This is a genomic window from Tenacibaculum sp. 190524A05c, from assembly GCF_964036595.1.
Taxonomy (GTDB): Bacteria; Bacteroidota; Bacteroidia; order Flavobacteriales; family Flavobacteriaceae; genus Polaribacter; species Polaribacter platacis.
This window is the reverse complement of the sequence record NZ_OZ038523.1, coordinates 2,848,438-2,871,485: the sequence shown is the minus strand read 5'-3', so window position 1 is coordinate 2,871,485 and position 23,048 is coordinate 2,848,438. Positions and strand designations below refer to the sequence as shown.

Below are 23,048 nucleotides of genomic sequence, written 5' to 3'. Positions count from 1 at the left end.
ATGTGTGCGTCAAACCACAAAATCATTAAATATTCAAATCAGAACTGATGAAAAAAACCATTTTAACGCTTACTGCTGTAGCTGCTCTTTTTTCTGCTAAAGCACAACAAGTAGCTTTTGAAGAGTACGATTTAAGTAATGGAATGCATGTTATTTTGCATAAGGACAATTCTGCTCCAGTAGTAGTAACTTCGGTAATGTATCACGTTGGGGCTAAAGATGAACAACCGGATAGAACAGGAATGGCTCACTTTTTTGAGCACTTACTTTTTGAGGGAACTAAAAACATTAAAAAAGGAGATTGGTTTAAAATAGTTTCTTCTAACGGTGGTAGAAATAACGCAAATACTACCGATGATAGAACATATTATTATGAAATTTTCCCATCTAATAATTTAGAATTAGGATTATGGATGGAATCTGAGCGTTTATTACACCCAATTATCAAACAAGAAGGTGTTGACACTCAAAACGAAGTAGTAAAAGAAGAAAAAAGATTACGTGTAGATAATCAACCGTACTCTAGATTCTTAGAGAATGTAAAGAAAAACATTTTCAAAAAACACCCTTACAAAGGAACTACAATTGGTAAAATGGCGCACTTAGATGCAGCTACTTTAGATGAGTTTTTAGCTTTTAACAAAAAGTTTTATGTCCCTAATAACGCAACTTTAGTTGTTGCAGGTGATATTGACGTTAAGGATGCGAAAAAATTAATTAAAGAATATTTTGGAAGAATTCCTAGAGGAAAGGATATCGCTAGAAACTTCCCAAAAGAAGAGCCTATCACTAAACAAATAGATGCAAAGGCTTATGATCCAAATATTCAGATTCCTGCAATTATGCAAGCTTATAGAACTCCTTCTATGAAAACTAAGGATTCTAGAATTTTAGACATGATTTCTACGTACTTAAGTACTGGTAAAAGTTCTGTACTGTACAAGAAACTAGTTGACAGCAAAAAAATGTCATTACAAGCTGGAGCAATCAACTTAAGTCAAGAAGATTATGGAACTTATATCTTATATGCATTACCATTAGGAAAAGTTTCTTTAGAAGATTTAAGTAAAGAGATGGATGAAGAAATTGTAAAACTTCAAAATGATTTAATTTCTGAAAGAGATTTCCAAAAATTACAAAATCAATTTGAGAACAGATTTGTAAACTCTAACTCAAGTGTAGAAGGAATTGCTAACTCTTTAGCACGTTACAACGTTCTTTATGGAGATACAAATCTTATCAATACTGAAATTGACATTTACAGATCTATTACTAGAGAAGATATTAGAAATGTTGCAAGAAAATATTTAAATCCTAATCAGAGATTAGTGATGGAATATTTACCAGAATCAAAGAAATAATCTAATATCTAAAAGAACGAAACAACAATCATGAAAACAAAAATATTATCATTCGTAGCAATTTTAGCAATTACATTTGCTGCTACGGCTCAAAGAGATTTAAACCCACAACCTAAACCTGGACCTGCTCCAAAGATTAAGTTAGGTAAGCCTGAAAAATTCACACTTTCAAATGGTTTACAAGTAATTATGGTAGAAAACCATAAACTACCTAGAGCTTCTGCAAACCTTACTATTGACAACAAACCTGTTTTTGAAGGTTCTAAAGCTGGTTTATCAAGTATGATGGGAAGTTTATTAGGTAATGGAACAACTTCTATTTCTAAAGATGATTTCAATGAAAAGATTGACTATTTAGGTGCTAACGTGAGCTTTTTTCAAAGTGGTGCTTTTGCTTCTTCATTAAAAAAGTACTTCCCAGAGATATTAGGTTTAATGGCGGATGGAGTTAAGAACTCTGTTTTTACACAAGAAGAATTCGACAAAGAAGTTGAAAGAACTTTAGAAGGATTAAAGAGTAATGAAAAAAGTGTTACTGCAATTGCTCGTAGAGTAGAAGATTACTTAACATACGGTAAAAACCACCCATTTGGTGAGTACACAAGTCCAGAGTCTGTAAAAAACATTACTCTTGCTGATGTAAAGAATAACTATAACACTTACTACAAGCCAAACAATGCTTATTTAGTAATTGTTGGAGATATCAATCCAAGAGAAACTAAGAAATTAGTAAAAAAGTTATTTGGTGATTGGAAAAAAGGAAACATTCCTGCTTACACAATGCCAAAAACTACAAATCCTGCAACTACAGAAATCAACTTTATAAACATGCCAAACGCTGTTCAATCTGAGATTGCTGTTGTTAACAATGTTGACTTAACTTTAGGAGACAAAGATTACTATGCTGCTTTATTAGCTAACAACATTTTAGGTGGTGGTGGAACTGCACGTTTATTTATGAACTTAAGAGAAGATAAAGGATATACTTATGGTTCTTACTCAAGAATAAGTCAAAGTAGATATGCAGGAACATTTAGAGCAACTGCTAGTGTTCGTAACATGGTTACTGATAGTGCTGTAGTTGAATTACAAAAGGAAATTAATAAAATCCGTTACCAAAAAGTATCTGAGGAAGAATTAAAGAATGCAAAAGCTAAATATGTTGGAGACTTTGTAATGGATGTTCAAAAGCCAAGGACAGTTGCAAACTTCGCATTAAACATTGCTCGTTACAACCTACCAGATAATTTCTACGAAAAGTATTTAGCAAACATTAACGCTGTTACTTTAGATGATGTTCAAAATGCTGCTATTAAATATTTTAAAGGAGATAAAGCTAGAATTTTCATTACGGGTAAAGGAATTGAAGTTCTTGACAACTTAGAAAAGACTACTGATTATTCAATTAAGTATTTTGACAAATTAGGTAACGCTTCTAAGAAACCAGAAATGAGCTTACCAATTCCTGCAGGAGTTACAGCTACAACAGTAGTAGATAAGTATTTTGAAGCTATCGGAGGTAAAGATAAAGTTGCTGCTGTAAAAACGGTAATGAGTGTTTCTAACGCTAAAGTTCAAGGAATTGAGATTACTTTAACTAGTAAATCAGCTGCTCCTAATAAAGCTTCTGTTGTTGTAACAGGAATGGGACAAACATTTAGTAAACAAATTTTTGATGGTACTAAAGGATATTCTGAAGCTCAAGGAAGAAGAAAAGATCTTGAAGGTAAGGAATTAGAAGAAGCTAAAGCAAGAAAATCTCCATTCGAAGATGAAGCTTATAAAGCAGGAACTTTAGATAGAATAGAACCAGTTGATGGTAATAACGCTTATGTTATCAAATACAATGATACAGAAGTTTTTTACGATGTAAAATCAGGTTTAAAAATTAAATCTTTAAGAACAGTAAAAAGTCCTCAAGGAGAAGTTAAAGTTCCTACTACATTTGGAGATTATAAAGAAGTGAACGGAGTTAAATTCCCTCACAAGACAAATGTAAAACAAGGACCAATGGATTTAAACTTTGTAATTAAAGAAATCAAAGTTAACGAAGGAGTTTCTGATGCAGATTTTCAATAATCAGAAATAACAAATAATAGTAATGAGAGTTGGGATTAATTTTCCAGCTCTTTTTTATTTCTTTTTATTTACCAAATACACTCCAAACAAAATTATTACTCCAGCAACTAATTGAATTAAACTCAATTTTTCTCCATCTAATATTCCCCACATTACAGCTACAATTGGAATTAAATAGGTTACCGAAGAAGAAAAGATTGGCGAAGAAATTTGAATCAACTTATTGAACATGATTTTAGCAAATCCAGTCCCTACAATTGCCAAAATAGTTATGTATAACAAAGCAGGTTCTGTAGTTTCGTTCAATTCAAACGAACTGAAAAACCCGGTAAAAGCCAATACTAACAATGCAGGTATTATAATAAGAATAAAATTCCCTGTAGTAATAGCAATTGGTTCCAAATCTTGTAGATGCTTTTTAATTATATTCACATTGAATGCATAACCAATTGAAGAAATGATGGGGAATAAAGCAAACCAATAATTTTGATTCGGATTTAAATCAGCTCCTTTTAAAATTAAAATTAGTGTTCCAAGTAAACCGATTAAAATACCCGCAATTTGTTTCTTTTGGAACAAGAAACCAAAAACCAAAACTCCAACAATTAGTGTATTAAAAGGGGTTAATGAATTTAAGATAGAAGCAATGGAACTGTCTATTTTATCAACAGCAAAAGCAAACAAAAAAGAAGGAAATAGAGTTCCTAGTAATGCACTATAAAAAACATACTTCCACTGCTCTTTTTTTATCTTTTTTAAACTTTTAAATCCAATAAGTAATAAAAAAACTGCTGTGATTAAAATTCTAAAAGCACCAACTTGAACTGGAGTTAAACCTAATAACGCCTTTTTCATTAATATAAATGAACTACCCCAGATTAGTGAAAGCATGAGTAATACAACCCACTTATATTGATTTTTATTCATTTTATCGTTTAAAAGGTAAAATTCGTCTATTTTAAAGACATAAAAATCTTTTTTTAATAAATTTGTGAAATAATTTAATAGACGTAAATAATGAAATTACTAAAAGTAGTATTTGCCTTATTCTTAACAGCTTCTGTTTTTACTAGTTGTAAATCTGAAGCTAAAAAAGAAGAGACTAAAGAAAATAAAGAAACTACAGTTCCAAAAGCAGAAATGCTTTCGTTAAATGTATCAGGAATGTCTTGTGAAATAGGATGTGCTAAAACAATTGAATCTAAACTTGCCAAAAAAGAAGGAGTTTTAGAAGCTAAAGTTGTTTTTGCTGATAGTTTAGCAACTATAAAATATGACGCAGAAAAAATAGATAAAGCTAGCTTAATTGCCTTTGTTGAAGGAGTTGGTGATGGTAACACATACAAAGCTTCAGAATCGGCAGGTAAAGATGCTAAAAGTTGCTCTGATAGTAAAAAAGAGTGCTGTAAAGATGAAACTAATAAGCAAGCATGTGCGGAAGATTGCAAGAAAGAAAATTGTGCTACTAAGAAAGCATAATTTAAATTCATTTTAAAGAAAAGCGCTCTACAATCTAGAGCGCTTTTTTTATGCATTTACCTTATCTTTGCAAAAACATTTTTTGATGAAAAAACACTTTCCTCGAATTGTAAAAATTACCCTAATCTCCGTTTACTTAATTTTTTTAGCTGGTGCTGTTGTTCGTATGACAGGATCTGGAATGGGTTGTCCTGATTGGCCGAAATGTTTTGGGTATTATATTCCTCCAACTTCAGAAGATCAAATTACCTGGCAAGCAAATAAGGAGTTTAAAAAAGGGATGATTATTGTAAAAGATGAAGTGTTATTTGTTGCTGAAAGTGATTTAACTACTGCTTCTGAATTTAATCCAAATAACTGGTCTAAATATACAAAACACGATTATGCCAAGTTTAACAAATATCATACTTGGACTGAATATATCAACAGACTCGTTTCCGTTGTAGCTGGATTTGTATTTCTCTTTTTATTATACGGAGCTCTTCAATTTCGAAAGGAAAACAAAACAATTACTATAATTTCTTTTGCGGCATTCTTTTTAATGCTCTTCGAAGCTTGGTTGGGAAAAACGGTTGTTGATACCAACTTAAAACCAACAATTATTACTATTCATATGGTAATTGGATTAGTTATTGTTGCACTGCTTTTATACCTACGATTTATTGTAACAGAAAAAGACAACACCTATAAATTTGATACTTTATTCAATAGGTTATTAATATTCTCTGTAATATTCTCATTGATTCAAATTGCAATGGGAACTCAGGTACGACAATTTATTGATGAGCAAGTAAAGCAATTTGGTTTTGACAATAAACAGTATAGTTTAATGAATCCTAGTTTTAAGTTCTATTTCCATAGGTCTTTCACCATTGCCATAGTTCTTGTGAATTTTGGAATGTTTTATTTGAATCAAGTTAAAAATTTGGGATACAAATTGGTGAACTGGATTGTTTTCTTAATTTTTCTAGAGACTATTACAGGAATTTTAATGTACTATGCTGAATTCCCATTGGGAACGCAGGCAATACATTTATTGGCAGGAGCAATTCTTTTCGGATTACAGTTTTACTTATGGCTGCAAAGTAGAAAAGTAAAACGCTTAGCGTAATTGAAGATGAATGTGATCATCATGCCTTACGGCTTGACATCCATGAAATCTAATCTTAGAATGATTAAGTCTTAATCTACTTTTCAAATGTGGCTCAATAAATATTTTTCCCATTTGATTGTATTGTAAGAATAAATTAATCAGTTCTTTATTCGCTTGATTTGAAAATTTAATATCTCTATTAATTCTTCCAAATGTTAAATATTTTGGAAAGTCGTATTGCCAATTACCTTTTCGTTTACAAACATCAATTTGATTGTATTCTTTTCTGGTTGGTTTTTCATAAACACCGTAACCAATAATGGACGGTTTTTTATTGGTTAATTTCCCTTTCTCATCTTTATACATTAGAGTTAAGTCAATCTTTTTTCCATCATTATGACTTAAATGTGGCAACAATGGAAATTTGTTGAAAAAAGGAAAATTAGCATCCAAGTAAACGACCTGTATGCCATTATGGTGTTTTTCGAAACGTTCAGAAACTGATGTTAAAATCTTGTGTAACTCTGGAGTAACGTAATTCCGATTTGTAAGCGTATAAAAAAAGGATCTCGGTTGTAAATAATTCGTGTTTTTTATTTTTTCTCTACCAAAAAATGGAGCTATAAATGGTATAATAAGATAGGCTGTAAAAAGATAAATTAAAGTAAAATAAACAAGTCTGGTTCTGCGAGTTTTTCTACGAAAACTTAGTATCGAAATCAAATAAATTAAACCCCCGACCTGAGTTAATACAGTTAGAAAAACCGTTAAAAAAAAGTGAGTTAGTATTTTAATGAATATCATAGCAAAACCGTTAAACATTTAACTTAAAAATAAGATTCCCGACTTACTAAAAATAAATTCAGCACAAGTCTCAGAAATAACATATAACAACGTAATGGTTTTTCTATAAAATATTTTTTTGTCTTTCCTCTTTAGATTCTAGCTCTATTCTCTCCACTCCAAAGATTCCATCATACGAATCATATCTTGTTTGATATAATCAACAGCGGGTAAAACGCTATCGTAATTTGGTTTTGAATAAAAGAATAAAGAAGCTTTTAAAAAGTGTTTCGCACTATCTGTAACATGAAACTGAACTTGAGAAGCTGCATTTCCAGAAATATCATAAAGCTTCCCGTATACCTTTTTCTCATCATTCGAGTAATCTCTGGAAGAAATATTATCAGCCTTAATAGTATGCTCAAAAACTAATTTATCAGCTTCCATAAGCAACTCTTTTAAGTTTTCTTTTACTGGCCTGTATGTAATATCAACCGAAGCCTTTAGTTTGGGATATTTAATTTTCAACCAGTTTTTTGGTAATTTTTGAACGATACCAGAACTTGGAATATCAAAAACATAAGGTCTTTCTACAGTAGTTTTTTCATAAGATTTTTCAGGATATTGTAAACTCAAATATGCTTTAGGTTTTGGAACCACATCTCCATTACATCCAACAACAATTACTATTAACAATAGCAAAACATATTTATACATTTCTTGTAACTTTTACTTGTTTAATTCTTTTTCGATCAAGAGCCTCTATAGTAAAAACGTAATTTTCAAAGTTTATTTTCTCACCTCTTCGAGGAAACTTACCTGAAACCTCTAAAATAAATCCAGCCAACGTTTCACTTTCTCCCTTTTCATCTTCGAAAATAGCTTCATCTTCATCTAATACACGACATAAATCTCTAACCGTAACCTTACCTTCAAAAACGAAATTGTTCTCATCTATTTTAGAGTATGATAAATCATCATTATCAAACTCATCGTTAATATCTCCTACAATTTCTTCAATTACATCTTCAAGAGTTACAATTCCGCTTGTACCTCCATATTCATCAACAACAATTGCTAGGTGATTCTTTTTATCCTGAAACTCTTTTAGCAAATCATCTAACTTCTTGTTTTCTGGAACAAAAAATGGTTCTCTCAACAAGCTTTGCCAGTTAAATGTTTTTTTATTGAGATGAGCTAATAAATCTTTTGCATAAAGTATACCTACAATATTATCTATATTCTCATGATATACTGGATTTCTTGAATACCCATTGTCAAGTATTATTTTTAAAACCTCTTCATAAGAATTATCATCAGCAATAGCGCAGACATCAGTCCTAGGTTTCATAATTTGAACCGTTTCGGTATTCCCAAATGTTACAATTCCTTCTAGTATTTTTTGTTCGTCTTTTGTTGTAGAGTCTTCGGAAGTCAATTCTAATGCTTGAGATAGTTTTTCAACAGAAAGATTATTGTTTTTATTTCCTAACCTTCTTTCAATACTATTTGTTATTCCAATCAAAGGTCTGCTTAACGGAGTTAAAATTGCATTTAGAACATATATCGGTTTCGCCATAAAATTGGCAAACTGTAACGACTTTCTACTTGCATATACTTTCGGTAAAACTTCTCCGAATAGTAATATTAAAAATGTAACTAATCCTACCTGAATAAACACCTTAACAACGGAAGCTGGTATGGTAAAAACTCCAAAATCAAGAGAGAAGTTAAGACCACCGAACATGAACTCTTCAAGTGAAGCGAATATTAGTACAATTAAGATATTTATAAAGTTATTCGTTACTAAAATGGTTCCTAGTAACTTCTTAGGTTTTTCTAATAATTTAACTACAATACTTTTCCCTTTTGTTTCTTCATGTAACTCGTCTAATTCGGTTTGAGATAAAGAGAAAAAAGCAACTTCTGTACCTGAAACTAAAGCAGAACAAATTAGTAATACAAGCAAAGCAATTAAACTCGATGTAGTTATTAATGTAGAGTTAGTAAGGAATAAAAAATAGGGTTCCGGGTCCAAATTTTAAATTTTAATTAAACTAAAATGGTAGATCATCATCCTCTTCTTTAGAAACAGGAGGGTTTGTACTTTGAATCGGTTGCGTTGGATTCATGCCAGCAGGAGGATTCAACTCTTTTTTAGTTGATAAAAAAGTCATTTCCTGAACATGAATTTCAGTGGTATATCTTTTTTGACCTTCAACTTCATATTGACGGTTCTTTATTTTTCCTTCAAGATATACTCTATCCCCTTTACTCAAATATTTCTCGCAAATTTCTGCAAGTTTGTTTCGAACCACAATATTATGCCAGTCTGTATTTGTTACTCGTTCACCAGTTTGACGATTCGTATATGATTCATTTGTTGCTAAAGGAAACCTTCCAATTGAATTTCCTCCTTCAAAATAATGCATCTTAATTTCGTCTCCTAAATGACCTATTAAAATAACTTTATTGATTGTTCCTGACATTATTTAACTATTGTGTAATTTCAAATATACAAATTTTGTGAATTCGTATTTGTATAATCTTTTAAAAAGTTACTGATCAAAACCGAGGTAGGAAATTGTTCAATTTCACTCCATTTAATTGCATCTCCTTTTATTTGACTCACATGAACAATCCAGAATTTTGTCACCAAATGTTGATGCGAAAGTTTATGAATAATTTCATCTTTATTAAATAGAGAGATAGCAGCATCATTTGGAATTAACGAAACGAATTCCTCTTGTTTTACTAATTCATTTGCTGATATACTTCTAGTTGTTTCAATTAAAGGAAATTGATACAATCCTTGCCATATTCCTTTTCCCTTTCTTTCTGTAAACAATGTCGTTTCATCTTCGGTAATTACAACTACATAATTAAAGTATCGCTTCTTTACTTTAATCTTTTTAATCTTTACTGGTAATTCTGAAACTTTCTCTTGCTCGAGAGCAACACAACTAGAAGCTAATGGACATTCATTACAAAGTGGATTTTTGGGTTTACAATGTAATGCACCAAAATCCATAATGGCTTGGTTATATCTTCCAGGTTCTTCTTCTTGAATTATAGTTTGAGCTAATTCCTTAAACTGTTTGATTCCTTCCGTAGAATTAATTGGTGTATCGATACCGTAAAAACGAGACAACACTCTATATACATTTCCATCTACTACCGCCGCTGGTTCATCAAAACATATTGATGCTATTGCAGAAGCTGTATAATCGCCAACTCCTTTCAATTTTAGTAATCCTTTATACGAGTTTGGGAAAACTCCATTACGTTCGTTTGCCACATGCTTTGCAGTAAAATGTAAATTACGCGCTCTTGAATAATATCCCAATCCCTGCCATAGCTTTAAAACCTCACTTTCTTCGGCGTTTGCCAAGTCAAAAACAGTTGGAAAAGCTTCAGTAAATTTCAAAAAATAGGGCAATCCTTGCGCAACTCGAGTTTGTTGCAACATAATTTCACTCAACCAAATTTCGTATGGGCTTTTTGTTTTTCTCCAGGGTAAATCTCTATTCTTTTTTAAATACCAGTTTATCAGAGTTTTATAAAAAAACATTTCTTAAATTTAGGTTTTCGAAAATACACCAATTAATTTATACTTTTTTTAAGAACAATTATTTTACGAATTGATTAATTATCATATATTTGCACGCTCGTAAAAACAAAATTCATACATAAAATATATATATAATGACAAAAGCAGATATCGTATCGAAAATTTCAGACAAAACAGGAATCGAGAAAGCTGACGTTTTAGCAACTGTAGAGGCATTTATGACTGAAGTTAAAGATTCATTAGAAAGTGGAGATAATGTATATTTAAGAGGTTTCGGAAGCTTCATCATTAAAACAAGAGCTGAGAAAACTGGTAGAAATATTTCTAAAAATACAACTATCAAAATTCCTGCTCACAACATTCCAGCTTTTAAACCAGCTAAAACATTTACTGAAGGAGTAAAAGCTAAGGTTGCTGTTAAGTAAACAATATTAACTCACTCTTTTTAACAAAGAGTCTATAAAACATTATTAACTATGCCAAGTGGTAAAAAAAGAAAGAGAGCTAAGATCTCTACACACAAAAGAAAGAAAAGAGCAAGAGCTAATCGTCACAAGAAAAAGTAAGTAGTTAACTACTTACTTTTCTCTTGCTTAAGAAACACACAAAGTTCTTTGAAATTGAGGTTATTCAACCTCATTGGTATTTTAAAATACCTGCTTACAAAATCTTAATCAGTTTATACTCAATAGTGTAAACACAAAATTTATTCAGATGAAAACAGAATTAATTATTCGTTCAAATTCTTCTGATATTGATTTTGCCTTATTAAGAGATGGTAGACTTGTTGAATTAAACAAGGAAACAAGCGACAACAAATTTTCAGTTGGTGATATTTTTCTAGCAAAAATTGGAAAAGTTATGACTGGATTAAACGCCGCTTTTGTAAACGTTGGTTATCCTAAAGATGGTTTTTTACATTACCATGATTTAGGTCCGCAAGTTTTATCATTAAGTAAATTTATAAAGAAAGTAAGCACAGGTAAATTTAAAGAGTTCACTTTAAAAAACTTCCGTTCAGAAGAAGATATCGACAAAAACGGAGGTATTAACGACGTACTAAAATCAGGTCAAAATTTATTAGTTCAAATCGTAAAAGAACCGATATCTACCAAAGGCCCAAGAATTAGCTCAGAGCTATCAATTGCCGGTAGATTTTTAGTTTTAGTTCCTTTTTCAAACAGAGTATCGGTGTCACAAAAAATTACCGATAATAAAGAAAAAGAGCGTTTAAAGAAATTAGCAAAAAGTATTAAACCGAAAGGTTTTGGACTTATTTTAAGAACAGTTGCTGAAGGTAAAAGAGTAGCTGAATTAGATAAGGACTTAGAAAACTCATTAGACCGTTGGAAAACGCTTTGCAAACGAATTGCAAACTCTAATACACCAACGAAGGTATTGAGTGAGTTAGATAGAGCATCTTCTATTTTAAGAGATGTAATGAACGATTCTTTTACTAATATTATAACTAATGATGAGAGTTTAAAAATAGAAATCAAGGAATATTTACAAAAGATATATCCTGAGAAAGAAAACATTGTTAAACTCCACAGATCTAATGTTCCAATTTTTGAGAAATACGGTATCGAAAGACAAATCAAAACTTCTTTTGGTAGAACCGTATCTATGAGTAAAGGTGCTTATTTGGTTATTGAACATACAGAAGCTTTACACGTAATTGATGTAAACAGTGGTAACCGATCTAATAAGGCCAAAAACCAAGAAGAAACAGCGTTAGAAGTTAATTTAATTGCTGCAACAGAGATTGCAAGACAATTACAATTAAGAGACATGGGTGGTATTATAGTAGTTGATTTTATTGATATGAAAACTGCCGAAAACAGGCAAAAGTTATATCAACACTTAAAAGAAGCCATGTCTTTAGACAGAACTAAGCATAAGATACTACCTCCAAGTAAATTTGGACTAGTACAAATTACACGTCAAAGAGTTAGACCTGAACTCGAAATAAAAACTCGTGAACCTAATCCTAATAAAAATGGTGAAGTAGAAGCTCCAATTGTATTAATAGATAAAATTGAAGCTGAATTAGACCGAATTGTGAATAGCAATGTTCCTTACGTAGATGTTACTTTAAATGTTCATCCATTTATTGCTGCATATCTAACTAAAAACATAAACTCTATTCGTTTTCAATGGTTCCTTCGTCATAAAAGATGGATTAAAATTATACCTAGAGATGCTTATCAGTATTTACAATATCATTTTTCTTACAGAAAGAAAAATAAGTAATGAGGCATTTTCTTATTAAGAAATTAAACCCTGCTTGTAGAACACAAGTGGGGTTTTTTGTTTAAAACCAAAATCCTAGGTTAAACAACACAAAACGATCATCATGATCTGGAGACCAGGCATACTTAAGCTCAACTGGACCTAATAGTGTTTCAAAACTATAGCCAACCGCATAACCTGACTTTACTTCTTTTAAAAGCTCTCCTCTATTCAGAACATTTTTTCCAATTCTACCATAATTTGCTAGAACACCAAGATGATGATTCTCAAACAACTTATATCTAAAATGGAACTCAGACTTTAAGAATGATTGGTCACTTAAAGAAGAAATATCATAACCATAAAATGGTATAAAATTATTAATGTAGTTTTGGTTATATCCACCCAAACGATAATCGAAAATTTCTGAATCCTCTTCTCCCAAAGTAAATCCAGCTTCTAAAATATTTTGAAATGTAAGTCTATCCCAAAATGTTTTTGCAAAACTAAATCTTCCATCTATTTGAGAATATTGATTAAATGCAACGCTACCTAAAGCAAATTTATCTAAACTCTCATTTCTATTTGAAAGCAAAAACCATCTAAACTTTGTACGTATTGAAAACCCTTTGGTTGGTAAGGCAGCTTTGTCATGAGTGTCTACATGTAAAAAGGCAAACGGATTAAAATAAACACTATCATCAAAAAGTGTTTCCTCATCATTGGTTAAAAATGTATCCGACGATACTTTAAGTGATTTTAATTCTATTCCTGCACCAAAAGCCGTTTTCTTACTAAACGTTGTTTGTAGGTAGAATTTATTGGTGAAATCTCGGTACGACACATTGATTTTGTTCAAATTATTCTCATTGAACAACACATCAGAATTAAAAGTATTATAACGTGATGCTACACCTACACTCAACAAATATCCATTATCAATTAAATACTCTAAATCGTACCTTATTTTATCACCTACAACTAAATCAAAAGATAATTCGTCGTTCTTAAAAAACATCTTTTTATGATTATAATTCAGTAACACACCTGTTTTATATAATCCATCATAGTGTAAACCTAAACTCAAAAAAGTTTTAATATCATTCTCTTTTACAATGATATTTAGCTTTTTTCCTTCAAACGACTTCTCTAAACTATAATCTACTCTTTGGAAATTCTTAGTTGCTGTTAACGCATTAATCTTTTTCGATATATCTTGATACGAGACAGTATCTCCTTCTTTCAACCTCAACTTTCCTAGCACATAATCCTGAGTATAATTAATATTTCCTTTCAGGACTATTCTATCAATTAAGAAACGTTTGCTTATTTTCTTAATATCAATTCCTTTTCGCTTTATTGAATTTTGTTGTTGTTCTGCTAGTTTTTTAAAAACACTTCTAAATTGTTTCGCCTTACGATCTCCTTCCTTAAAAATTGCCTCTTTATCATCAAAAGACACAACCGTATACTCGTTAATATCAGGATGGATATGTATATCTAGTTTTTCAACTTGTTCATCCGATTTACGATACATTTGAAAGTTTACAATTTGACTTAAAAGAGAAGCTACCGACGTTAGTTCACTTCTTTTCAACAGCGTTCCCTGTACATTGACACCAATAATAATATCAACTCCTTTTTCCTTCATTCTATCAACAGGGAAGTTATTAGCAACTCCACCATCTACAATTAATCTACCATTAACATCAACAGGATTTAGTAATGTTGGAAATGAAGCACTAGCGCGCAAAGCAAGCGGTAAAGATCCTTCCTCTAAAACAACTTCTTGCCCTGTTTCTATATCAGTTCCAATACAAAAAAATGGTACGGGAAGTTTCGAGAAATCTGAAATCTCATCGACAGGTGAAAGAATTTCAGTTAATAAATTTAAGACATTCTGGCCTTTAGACAACCCTAATGGCAATCCGATATTTCCTTTTTTTACAGGCAACGTAACCGCAGTTTTACCCAAAAAAACCTTTTCAAAATAAGGTGTTTCTTCTCTAGGAACATTGTCTTGAATCACAGAAAGAAAATCAATTCGTCGGATTAAACTTTCGATTTGATCTGCAGAATATCCGGCAGAATACATTCCACCGATAATTGCACCCATACTGGTTCCACCAATGTAATCGATTTTTACATTAGCTCTTTCCAATTCTTTTAAAACACCAATATGAGCAAACCCTTTTGCTCCACCACCACTTAATACCAAACCAACTTTAGGTCTTTTCTCTTGAGAAAATCCTAGAATACATAGTAAGGAAAATAGTAGTATTAGTGTTTTTTTCATTTAGCTATTCTTTCGAGTGAAAATACTTATAAATTTTTTGAGCTCTGGCATTCCCTACAACCTCAATCAACTCATCTAAAGTAGCACTTTTTACTCGCTTTGCTGATTTAAATTTACGTAACAGATTTGTTATGGTTTGTTTACCAACATCTGGAATCATTTCTAATTCAGACTGAATTGCACTTTTACTTCTTTTATTTCTGTGAAAAGTAATTCCAAATCGATGTGCCTCGTTTCGTAAGTATTGAATTATTTTAAGTGTTTCAGATTTCTTATCCAAATACAACGGAATATTATCACCAGGATAATAAATTTCTTCTAACCGTTTTGCAATACCTATAATAGCGATCTTTCCTCTTAACCCTAAAACATCCAAACTTTTAAGCGCTGATGATAACTGACCTTTTCCTCCGTCGATAACAATTAACTGCGGTAAAGGTTTATCTTCTTGTAACAGTCTTTTATAACGTCTAAACACCACCTCTTCCATAGATGCAAAATCATCTGGACCTTCAACTGTTTTTATATTAAAATGACGATAATCTTTCTTACTTGGCTTACCATCTTTAAAAACAACACAAGCAGCAACAGGATTTGTTCCTTGAATATTCGAGTTATCAAAACATTCAATATGAACAGGCTCTTGGCTTAAACGAAGATCTTTTTTCATTTGAGCCATAATCCTTCTTACATGTCGATCTGGATCTACAATTTTAATTTGTTTGAACTGTTCCTGTCTGTAGTATTTAGCATTCCTTTGAGAAAGCTCTACAATTCGTTTTTTATCACCTAACTTAGGAACCGTTACTTTTAAATTCTCTCCTAAATCAACATCAAAAGGAACATAAATTTCTCTTGATAAAGAATTGAATCGTTGGCGTGTTTCTACAATAAATAGTTCTAACAATTCTTTATCTGTTTCTTCTAACTTCTTTTTAATTTCAGTTGTATACGATTGAATAATTGAACCATTCATAATCTTGAAGAAATTAGCATACCCATGCGTTTCATCTGAAATTATTGAGAATACATCTACATTATTAATTGACGGATTAACTATGGTTGATTTTGCCTGATAATTCTGTAAAGAAACTAGCTTTTCTTTTATAAGTTGTGCTTCTTCAAAATTCATTGACTCCGCATACTCCATCATGATTTTATGTAAGCTCTCTAAACTCTCTTTAAAATTCCCTTTTATAATATTGCGAATTTTCTTGATGTTATCCATGTAAGAGTTTTCATCCTGATAAGCTTCGCATGGACCCTTACAATTCTTTAAGTGATATTCTAAACACACCTTATATTTACCTGAATTGATCTTCGGTTCACTTAAATCGTAATTACAAGTTCTTAAAGGATACAATTGCTTTATTAAATCTAAAAGATTCTGAACCGTTTTTACACTTATATACGGACCATAATATTCTGAACCATCTTTAATTACTCTTCTTGTTAAAAATACTCTCGGAAAACGTTCTTTCTTAATACAAATCCAAGGATAAGATTTGTCATCTTTCAATAATACATTATATCGAGGTTTGTACTTCTTAATAAGATTATTCTCCAATAATAATGCATCGGTCTCTGTATTTACAACAATATGTTCAATACGAACAATCTTTTTAACTAAGACTCTTGTTTTACCGTATTCATGGTTTTTTGTGAAGTATGAAGAAACTCTCTTCTTTAGATTCTTTGCTTTACCTACATAAATTATAACATCCTCCTTATCAAAATACTGATAAACCCCAGGAGAATTAGGCAATGTTTTTACTTGAAGTTCTAAAGATGTTGGCATAAAACGAAATTACAATTTTTTCAAATTGTATTAGAAATTTCCAAAAAAATTAGTTGAAGTTTTGTACCAAAGATGGGACTCGAACCCACACGCCCTTGCGAGCATCGGATTTTGAATCCGACGTGTCTACCAATTCCACCACTTTGGCCTAAAATTGTGAGCGGCAAATGTAAGAATTAAAATAAAACGTTTTAATACTCATTAAAATAATTTTACTTTTGCCCCACAACAACACATACTAAAATTTAATCCGAGATGTCAACGACACAATTATCGCCAAAGCTTTTCGCTTGTTCACAAAGTACAGAGCTTGCAGAAAAAATAGCTAAGGAATTTAATGCTGAATTAGGAAACGTAAAAACTACTCACTTTAGTGATGGTGAATTTCAACCTGCTTTCGAAGAATCTGTAAGAGGTCGCCGAGTTTTTATTATTGGATCTACTTTTCCAAGCGCAGATAATTTAATGGAAATGTTATTAATGTTAGATGCTGCTAAACGCGCTTCTGCACGTCATATAACAGCTGTTATGCCTTATTTTGGTTGGGCAAGACAAGACAGAAAAGATAAACCTAGAGTAGCTATTGGTGCAAAATTAGTTGCAAATTTATTACAAGCAGCTGGTGCAACAAGAATTATGACTATGGATTTACATGCTGATCAAATTCAAGGTTTTTTCGAAAAGCCAGTTGATCATTTATACGCTTCAACAATCTTCATGTCGTACATTGAAAGTTTACAGTTAGAAAACTTAACTATTGCCTCTCCAGATATGGGAGGATCTAAAAGAGCTTATGCTTATTCTAAATATTTAGCTAGTGAAGTTGTAATTTGTTACAAGCAACGTAAGAAGGCTAATGTAATTGAGCACATGGAGCTTATTGGAGAAGTAAAAGGTAAGAACGTAATCTTAGTTGATGATATGATTGATACTGGAGGAACTCTTACTAGAGCTGCAGATTTAATGGTAGAAAGAGGTGCAAAATCGGTAAGAGCAATTTGTACTCACCCAATACTTTCTGGAAGCGCATACGACCGAATAGAAAACTCAAAATTAACAGAGTTAATTGTCTCAGATACAATTCCTTTGAAAAAGCAGATTTCTAAAATAAAAGTTGTATCTTGCGCGCCCTTATTCGCTGATGTGATGCGTAAAGTGCAAACAAACACATCTATTAGCGATCAATTTTTAATGTAATTTTAAATATATAAATAATGCAATCGATTACGATTAATGGATCTCAAAGAGAAAGCGTAGGTAAGTCAGCGACTAAAGCCTTACGTAATGCTGGACAGGTTCCTTGCGTATTATACGGAGGAGACAAGCCAGTACACTTTTCAGCTGATGAAAAAGCTTTTAAGAGCTTAGTGTATACTCCAAACGTATATACTGCTTCGATTGAAGTTGACGGTCAAACTTATGCGGCTGTTTTACAAGACATCCAGTTTCACCCAGTAACTGACAAAATTTTACACATCGACTTTTATCAATTATTTGAAGATAAAGCGGTAACTATGGAAATTCCTGTAAGATTAGTTGGTAACTCTAAAGGGGTTATGATTGGTGGTGCTTTACGTCACAACATGCGTAAATTAAAAGTGAAAGCTTTACCAGCAAATTTACCTGATTTTATTGAAGCTGATATCACAGAATTAGAAATTGGTAACAAACTTTATGTTACTGAATTAGCAAACGATAACTATACTTTCTTACACCCAGACAACACTGTGGTTGCTCAAGTTCGTATGTCTCGTAATGCTGCTAAAGCTGCTGCAGAAACTGAAGATTAAGAAATAATTTATTTCTATATAAAAAGAAAGACCTGCAAAATTGCAGGTCTTTTTTAATTCAATCAATTTACACAATAATATATATGTGCATTTTAACTATCCATTGCTTGCTTAATAACGGCCATTGTTTCATTAGCCTTTGCTAACTTCGCCCATTTTAAAGCCGTATATCCTCTCTTAGATTTTGCTTTTAACTTAGCTCCGTTTGCAATTAATAATTTTGCAATATCTGCTCTGTTATAACGAGCTGCAAACATTAATGGTGTTAATCCTGTTGACTTTTGGTTTACATCTGCTCCACTTTTAATTAAAGCTTTTACAGCTTCATAGTTTCCTTCTCTAATTAAAGTACAAAAAGGTGAAACTTCAGTATACTTAGTTACAGTAATTCTCTCTGCTTTAGGAGTTTCTGTTGCGTTAACTGTTGTTGCGAATGCTCCTAAAAATAAAGCGATGGTTAAAATGATTTTTTTCATGTTTTAAATAATTTAAGTTAAAAAGGTTATTTGCTTAAAAGACGCCACCGAATAAAAAATGTTTCACTAAAAAGGCTCAATTAACGTAACAATAACATTTTTAATTTTTCCTTAACACTCTTGAAAATCAAACATTTATAGTTAAATTATTGTAATTATATTTAAAATACTTATGGTTTGATAATGAGATAGTTAAATTTTTAAAAAAAAAGTAATAAATTAACAATCAATAACATAAATCAAAAACTATGAGTAAAAGATTAATGTATCTTCTTGGTATATTACTTACCATTTCAATTGGAACCTACTTCAGCTGGAAATTATGTTGTTCTCATGATTTAGACGAGGAAAAACAAACTCAAGATGAAGTTAATATTGAACCGAAAGCATATAAAAACCCTACTTTATATCCTTTTTCAATCAAAGATGATAGCGGAAACTTTTCATTAAACGCTACGGATAATTTTAATTTTGAAAGCTCAAAGTATAATTTTTTGAGCCCCGTATCTTCAAGTTTAGATATGGAAATAAGAAAATTAAAAGATTACTTAACCTCTACAAACAACAAGTCTTTATCTATTACCGGTTTTTATACTCCCGATGAACAAAACACATCTGTTTATCCTAATCTTGGAGTTGCGCGTGCCATTTCGGTGAAGAATTATTTAAACTCTAAAGGTGTTCCTTCAAAAATCATAGATACTTATTCAGAAGAGAAAATAAACATGATTGCAGATTCACTTAAAGTATATTATGGTCCTTTAGCTTTTTCTATTTCAGAATTAAAAGACGACTCAGAAGAGCTTTCTAAATTAGGTGAATTTATAAAAGCACATCCTTTAGTATTATACTTTAAGACTGGACAATCTAATATCAGTTTAAATTCAGAAGAAAGACAAGAACTTGCAGATATTGCTAAATATTTAGATAAAGTAGAAGGATCATCATGTATTATAACCGGACATACTGATAACACAGGTGATGCTACTGTAAATTTAGGTTTAGGACAAAAAAGAGCAGACTTTACAAAACAGTATTTAGTAAACAATGGTATTCCTTCTGATAAAATAACTGCAATATCAAAAGGTCAAACAGAACCAATTGCAGATAATACTACTGAAGAAGGAAAATCAAAGAATAGAAGAACAGTAATAACAATTAAATAACCCAAAAAACAATATTATGAATTGGTGTATCATCATACCTATATTAGTAGGACTTATTTCAGCTTTATTAGGATACTTATTAGGAAGACTATTTTCTAATAACAATGTTCAAGAAAACAACACTAGTAATGATGGAGATATTACAATCTTACAAAACAAAATTGCCTCGTTAGAAGCTGATTTGAAAGCTTGTGAAAAAAGTAAATTAAGTTTAAGTTCAGATTTAGAATTAGCTAGAGAAGCAACAAAAGCAGCTACTTCTAATTTAGGCGCTGCCGCTTCTTTAACAGCAGATTCAAGTACGACTTTAATTCCTTTTGATGCTGGAGCTGCTAAAGCTGCATTTGGTAAAAAGATTAAACAAGATGATTTAAAAGTAGTTGAAGGAATAGGACCAAAAATTGAAGGGTTATTCCATAATTTCGGAATTAAAACATGGAAAGCTCTTGGAGAAGCCTCAATTGACAAATGTCAAGAAGTATTGAATAGTGGAGGAGATAGATATCGAATTCACAAACCAAATACTTGGCCAAAACAAGCTAAACTCGCTTACGAAGGTAAATGGGAAGAACTTAAAAAATGGCAAGATGATTTAGATGGTGGAAAAGCCTAATAAATACAAAACAAAAAAGCTCAGCAAATTGCTGAGCTTTTTTAGTTACTAACACTACTTACTTCACGATAAGTGTATATTGAGGAGTTGGGTTAAGTGGACAGAAGTACACATATTCTCCCTTTTTTAATGTTACTTTCTTAGAAGAAGACTTTGAATTGTTCTTTGCTAAAGAAGTAACATAAGCTTCTTTGATATGATCTTTTTGACTAGTCTTACCTTTTGGCGCTAATACAAATCCAACATCTTTTCCAACGTTACTGTTTGCGATTTCAAAAACATATGTCCCTTCAGATAAGGTTAATGATTTTTGAGTGAACTCACCTTTAGTTTGCTCTAATGCTACTGTTTTTACATCTTGTGCATTTGCACTAAAAGAGATACCTAAGACTAATACTAAAATTGCTATTACTTTTTTCATGATTGTTTTGTTATTAAATATTTATATAAGGATTATTATGAATTTACTGTGAACTTACCTGCCTCAACAGATGGAAAATCTACTTCTGTATCTGCAATGTGATTAACGTAGTTTGTTAACGTATTTGAAACTACATTTAATACAATTTCTAAGATATCTCCATCATTGTATCCAGCTGACTTTGCTGCTTGAATTTCTTCTGTAGAAATATTACCTCTATTTCTAGTAATGCTTTGTGCTAATTGTAATCCAGCTTCAACTTTTGCATCTGCAGAACGACCTTGCCTATTTAATTCTGTTTGCTCATCTGTTAAACCGTTCATTTTTCCGATTGTAGTGTGTGCAGATAAACAGTAGTTACAACTATTTTCCTCTGCGATAGCTAATGCTAATTGCTCTCTAAACTTGTTCGTAAAGTTTCCGCTTGCTGTTAACTCTCCTAATGTTAGGTAACTTTGTAATGTTGCAGGCGAATTACCAAACACTTTAATTAGGTTAGGAATAAATCCTAACTTGCTTTGTACTGCATCAAATAATTCTTTTGATTTACCTGTTGTTGTTTCTGGGTTTAATGTTTCTATTCTTGTACTCATTTTTAAGGTTTTTTAATTGTTATTGTTTTGTTTATTACATAATTCGTTTCGATCGTCGTATTCTTGGTAACCCCAACAATTCGGACATTGATATGTTTCAATATTCATTTCTATTATTGTTTTAAAAGGATTAGTAAAACTTTCTGGTACAAAGATGCGACGAGAATAGACCTTAAAAAATGGACAAAGGTTCCTAAGAGTTGTACAATTAAGAATTTAGATGAAATTCGGCAAAAAAATAAGTGTTTTTATGTGTTTGAAAACACATGGTAAGACAAAAAAACATGGAAAATGATAAACACAAACGATAATAAAATCATCGTAGACATGATAAATTCCATAAAATAAATTCAAAAAAAAGCGACCAAATTAGGTCGCTTCCAAGTTAATTCAAGTTAACCATTCCCCCTTTTATATTGGTCATAGCTGTTCCATGTATCTTAACATCATCTTCAACCTCATCATAACAACAATCGTCTCCACCATAAATTAGATGTAAACTTTTGATCTCTAAATTTTCAAATTTTTCTAACATAATAAAAAATTAAATGTTTAATACTATACTTAAGTTCAAAGAGGAGTTCAATTGTTACTACAAGAAAATTAAAAGTGAAAATTATCTACTGAAATATTTATGATAAAAAAATGAACCCCGTTAGGGATTCATTTAGATTGTTCCTTTTCTTTATTGTTTTATTGGAAAGATTGGAGTGACTAAAACAACAAGAAAATGTAACATGGTAATTAAATCAATACTGATCATTTATCATTAATTACCGATTTGCTTATATGATTTTCATCACCCAAAAGATAATGATAAATTATAAATCTGTAAAATTCAGCCAATTATTAAGAGAAAAACTCAAGTGAGTAAATCATATACACTTGTATTTCCGGGAAAGATAAAAATAAGGTTTACGAAATGTATAGATATATAAGAAAGAGAAAACTAGAGCTTAAAAGCTCTAGTTTTTAGTTTTTTAGCATGTAGAACTAACTAGTTCACCACCATAGCATACATTACTATCACAAGAATAATGAGTTATATAATGATAGGTGTTAGTTCCATATTGATAACGGCAAATAGTTATAGGACTACCTCCTTCATCATCCCAAGGCTCGCATCTTTCGTAAATGCTTCCGCATCCACCAGTTATCTTCTTTTGATCTTTTCTGTTTAAAACAGATCCTAAATTTTTGATGTTTCTTATCATTATTTGAATTTTTAAGTTTCTAAAATAACTCAACATTAAAAAAAAGGATAAGGGATTTCCGCAATTAATTAAGTAGATATCCG

General features: G+C 31.3%; 23 protein-coding genes and 1 tRNA gene. 10 read left to right on the top strand and 14 right to left on the bottom strand.

Annotation, left to right across the window (positions count from 1 at the left end; genetic code table 11):
* The first annotated feature begins 47 nt into the window (after positions 1-47).
* Both ABNT61_RS12550 and ABNT61_RS12545 read left to right on the top strand, forming a co-directional pair.
* Positions 48-1,361: a pitrilysin family protein gene (locus ABNT61_RS12550; protein WP_348741167.1), complete on the top strand. Its 1,314-nt coding sequence runs from the start codon at positions 48-50 to the stop codon at positions 1,359-1,361.
* 30 nt (positions 1,362-1,391) lie between these two features.
* Positions 1,392-3,440 carry a pitrilysin family protein gene (locus ABNT61_RS12545; RefSeq protein WP_348743476.1) on the top strand — a complete coding sequence of 683 codons (2,049 nt, stop codon included), beginning with the start codon at positions 1,392-1,394 and terminating at the stop codon, positions 3,438-3,440.
* A gap of 54 nt (positions 3,441-3,494) precedes the next feature.
* On the opposite strand, the gene ABNT61_RS12540 is transcribed toward ABNT61_RS12545, so the two are convergent.
* The gene (locus ABNT61_RS12540) at positions 3,495-4,367 is read right to left on the bottom strand and encodes a DMT family transporter (protein ID WP_348743475.1); all 873 of its coding nucleotides are present in this window, start codon (positions 4,365-4,367) and stop codon (positions 3,495-3,497) included.
* A gap of 90 nt (positions 4,368-4,457) precedes the next feature.
* On the opposite strand from ABNT61_RS12540, the gene ABNT61_RS12535 reads away from it, so the two are divergent.
* Both ABNT61_RS12535 and ABNT61_RS12530 read left to right on the top strand, forming a co-directional pair.
* Positions 4,458-4,919, top strand: coding sequence for a cation transporter (locus ABNT61_RS12535; RefSeq protein WP_348743474.1), 462 nt, complete (start codon positions 4,458-4,460; stop codon positions 4,917-4,919).
* 85 nt (positions 4,920-5,004) lie between these two features.
* Positions 5,005-6,030: a COX15/CtaA family protein gene (locus ABNT61_RS12530; RefSeq protein WP_348743473.1), complete on the top strand. Its 1,026-nt coding sequence runs from the start codon at positions 5,005-5,007 to the stop codon at positions 6,028-6,030.
* Here the strand turns inward: ABNT61_RS12530 and ABNT61_RS12525 are convergent.
* The 5 genes from ABNT61_RS12525 to mutY form a co-directional block, all read right to left on the bottom strand.
* Complete coding sequence (locus ABNT61_RS12525; protein ID WP_348743472.1) at positions 6,022-6,426, bottom strand: hypothetical protein; 405 nt, start codon at positions 6,424-6,426, stop codon at positions 6,022-6,024. The two genes, ABNT61_RS12530 and ABNT61_RS12525, sit on opposite strands and share 9 nt — an antisense overlap.
* 534 nt (positions 6,427-6,960) lie before the next feature.
* Complete coding sequence (gldD, locus tag ABNT61_RS12520) at positions 6,961-7,512, bottom strand: gliding motility lipoprotein GldD (protein ID WP_348743471.1); 552 nt, start codon at positions 7,510-7,512, stop codon at positions 6,961-6,963.
* Complete coding sequence (gene gldE, locus ABNT61_RS12515) at positions 7,505-8,833, bottom strand: gliding motility-associated protein GldE (protein ID WP_348743470.1); 1,329 nt, start codon at positions 8,831-8,833, stop codon at positions 7,505-7,507. The genes gldD and gldE overlap by 8 nt, the downstream gene beginning before the upstream one ends.
* Before the next feature lie 19 nt (positions 8,834-8,852).
* Positions 8,853-9,284, bottom strand: a complete 432-nt coding sequence (locus tag ABNT61_RS12510) for a single-stranded DNA-binding protein (RefSeq protein WP_348710638.1) — start codon at positions 9,282-9,284, stop codon at positions 8,853-8,855.
* 20 nt (positions 9,285-9,304) lie between these two features.
* Complete coding sequence (gene mutY, locus ABNT61_RS12505) at positions 9,305-10,366, bottom strand: A/G-specific adenine glycosylase (protein ID WP_348743469.1); 1,062 nt, start codon at positions 10,364-10,366, stop codon at positions 9,305-9,307.
* 134 nt (positions 10,367-10,500) lie between these two features.
* Between mutY and ABNT61_RS12500 the strand changes: the two genes are divergently transcribed.
* Both ABNT61_RS12500 and ABNT61_RS12495 read left to right on the top strand, forming a co-directional pair.
* Positions 10,501-10,791, top strand: coding sequence for an HU family DNA-binding protein (locus ABNT61_RS12500; protein ID WP_100926201.1), 291 nt, complete (start codon positions 10,501-10,503; stop codon positions 10,789-10,791).
* 289 nt (positions 10,792-11,080) lie between these two features.
* Positions 11,081-12,619 carry a ribonuclease E/G gene (locus ABNT61_RS12495; protein ID WP_348723371.1) on the top strand — a complete coding sequence of 513 codons (1,539 nt, stop codon included), beginning with the start codon at positions 11,081-11,083 and terminating at the stop codon, positions 12,617-12,619.
* Between the two features lie 61 nt (positions 12,620-12,680).
* Here the strand turns inward: ABNT61_RS12495 and ABNT61_RS12490 are convergent, their stop codons facing one another.
* From ABNT61_RS12490 to ABNT61_RS12480, 3 genes are all read right to left on the bottom strand, one after another.
* Entirely contained in the window at positions 12,681-14,894 is a 2,214-nt protein-coding gene (locus ABNT61_RS12490) for a patatin-like phospholipase family protein (protein WP_348743468.1), read from the bottom strand.
* Positions 14,895-14,898: 4 nt separating this feature from the next.
* On the bottom strand, positions 14,899-16,692 hold the full coding sequence (gene uvrC, locus ABNT61_RS12485; protein ID WP_348743467.1) for an excinuclease ABC subunit UvrC: 1,794 nt from the start codon (positions 16,690-16,692) through the stop codon (positions 14,899-14,901).
* Between the two features lie 64 nt (positions 16,693-16,756).
* Positions 16,757-16,840 (bottom strand) — tRNA-Leu (locus tag ABNT61_RS12480).
* Between the two features lie 107 nt (positions 16,841-16,947).
* On the opposite strand from ABNT61_RS12480, the gene ABNT61_RS12475 reads away from it, so the two are divergent.
* A complete protein-coding gene (locus tag ABNT61_RS12475) occupies positions 16,948-17,889 on the top strand; it encodes a ribose-phosphate pyrophosphokinase (protein WP_348710644.1) in 942 nt (313 codons plus the stop codon).
* A 17-nt stretch (positions 17,890-17,906) separates the two neighbouring features.
* Positions 17,907-18,482 (top strand): 50S ribosomal protein L25/general stress protein Ctc, encoded by a 576-nt coding sequence (locus ABNT61_RS12470; RefSeq protein ID WP_348723376.1) that lies wholly within the window; start codon positions 17,907-17,909, stop codon positions 18,480-18,482.
* A gap of 92 nt (positions 18,483-18,574) precedes the next feature.
* Here ABNT61_RS12470 and ABNT61_RS12465 read toward each other — a convergent pair whose 3' ends face one another.
* A complete protein-coding gene (locus ABNT61_RS12465) occupies positions 18,575-18,958 on the bottom strand; it encodes an ankyrin repeat domain-containing protein (RefSeq protein ID WP_348743466.1) in 384 nt (127 codons plus the stop codon).
* 248 nt (positions 18,959-19,206) lie between these two features.
* Between ABNT61_RS12465 and ABNT61_RS12460 the strand changes: the two genes are divergently transcribed.
* Together ABNT61_RS12460 and ABNT61_RS12455 are read left to right on the top strand one after the other, a co-directional pair.
* Positions 19,207-20,124: an OmpA family protein gene (locus ABNT61_RS12460; RefSeq protein ID WP_348743465.1), complete on the top strand. Its 918-nt coding sequence runs from the start codon at positions 19,207-19,209 to the stop codon at positions 20,122-20,124.
* Positions 20,125-20,140: 16 nt separating this feature from the next.
* Positions 20,141-20,737: a hypothetical protein gene (locus ABNT61_RS12455; RefSeq protein WP_348743464.1), complete on the top strand. Its 597-nt coding sequence runs from the start codon at positions 20,141-20,143 to the stop codon at positions 20,735-20,737.
* Between the two features lie 58 nt (positions 20,738-20,795).
* Here ABNT61_RS12455 and ABNT61_RS12450 read toward each other — a convergent pair whose 3' ends face one another.
* The 4 genes from ABNT61_RS12450 to ABNT61_RS12435 all read right to left on the bottom strand — a co-directional run bounded on the left by ABNT61_RS12450 (position 20,796) and on the right by ABNT61_RS12435 (position 22,965).
* On the bottom strand, positions 20,796-21,158 hold the full coding sequence (locus ABNT61_RS12450; protein ID WP_348710649.1) for a cupredoxin domain-containing protein: 363 nt from the start codon (positions 21,156-21,158) through the stop codon (positions 20,796-20,798).
* A gap of 35 nt (positions 21,159-21,193) precedes the next feature.
* Positions 21,194-21,751, bottom strand: coding sequence for a carboxymuconolactone decarboxylase family protein (locus tag ABNT61_RS12445; RefSeq protein WP_348743463.1), 558 nt, complete (start codon positions 21,749-21,751; stop codon positions 21,194-21,196).
* Positions 21,752-22,136: 385 nt separating this feature from the next.
* Entirely contained in the window at positions 22,137-22,286 is a 150-nt protein-coding gene (locus ABNT61_RS12440) for a hypothetical protein (RefSeq protein ID WP_348743462.1), read from the bottom strand.
* 445 nt (positions 22,287-22,731) lie between these two features.
* Entirely contained in the window at positions 22,732-22,965 is a 234-nt protein-coding gene (locus ABNT61_RS12435) for a hypothetical protein (RefSeq protein WP_348723383.1), read from the bottom strand.
* Positions 22,966-23,048 lie beyond the last annotated feature (83 nt).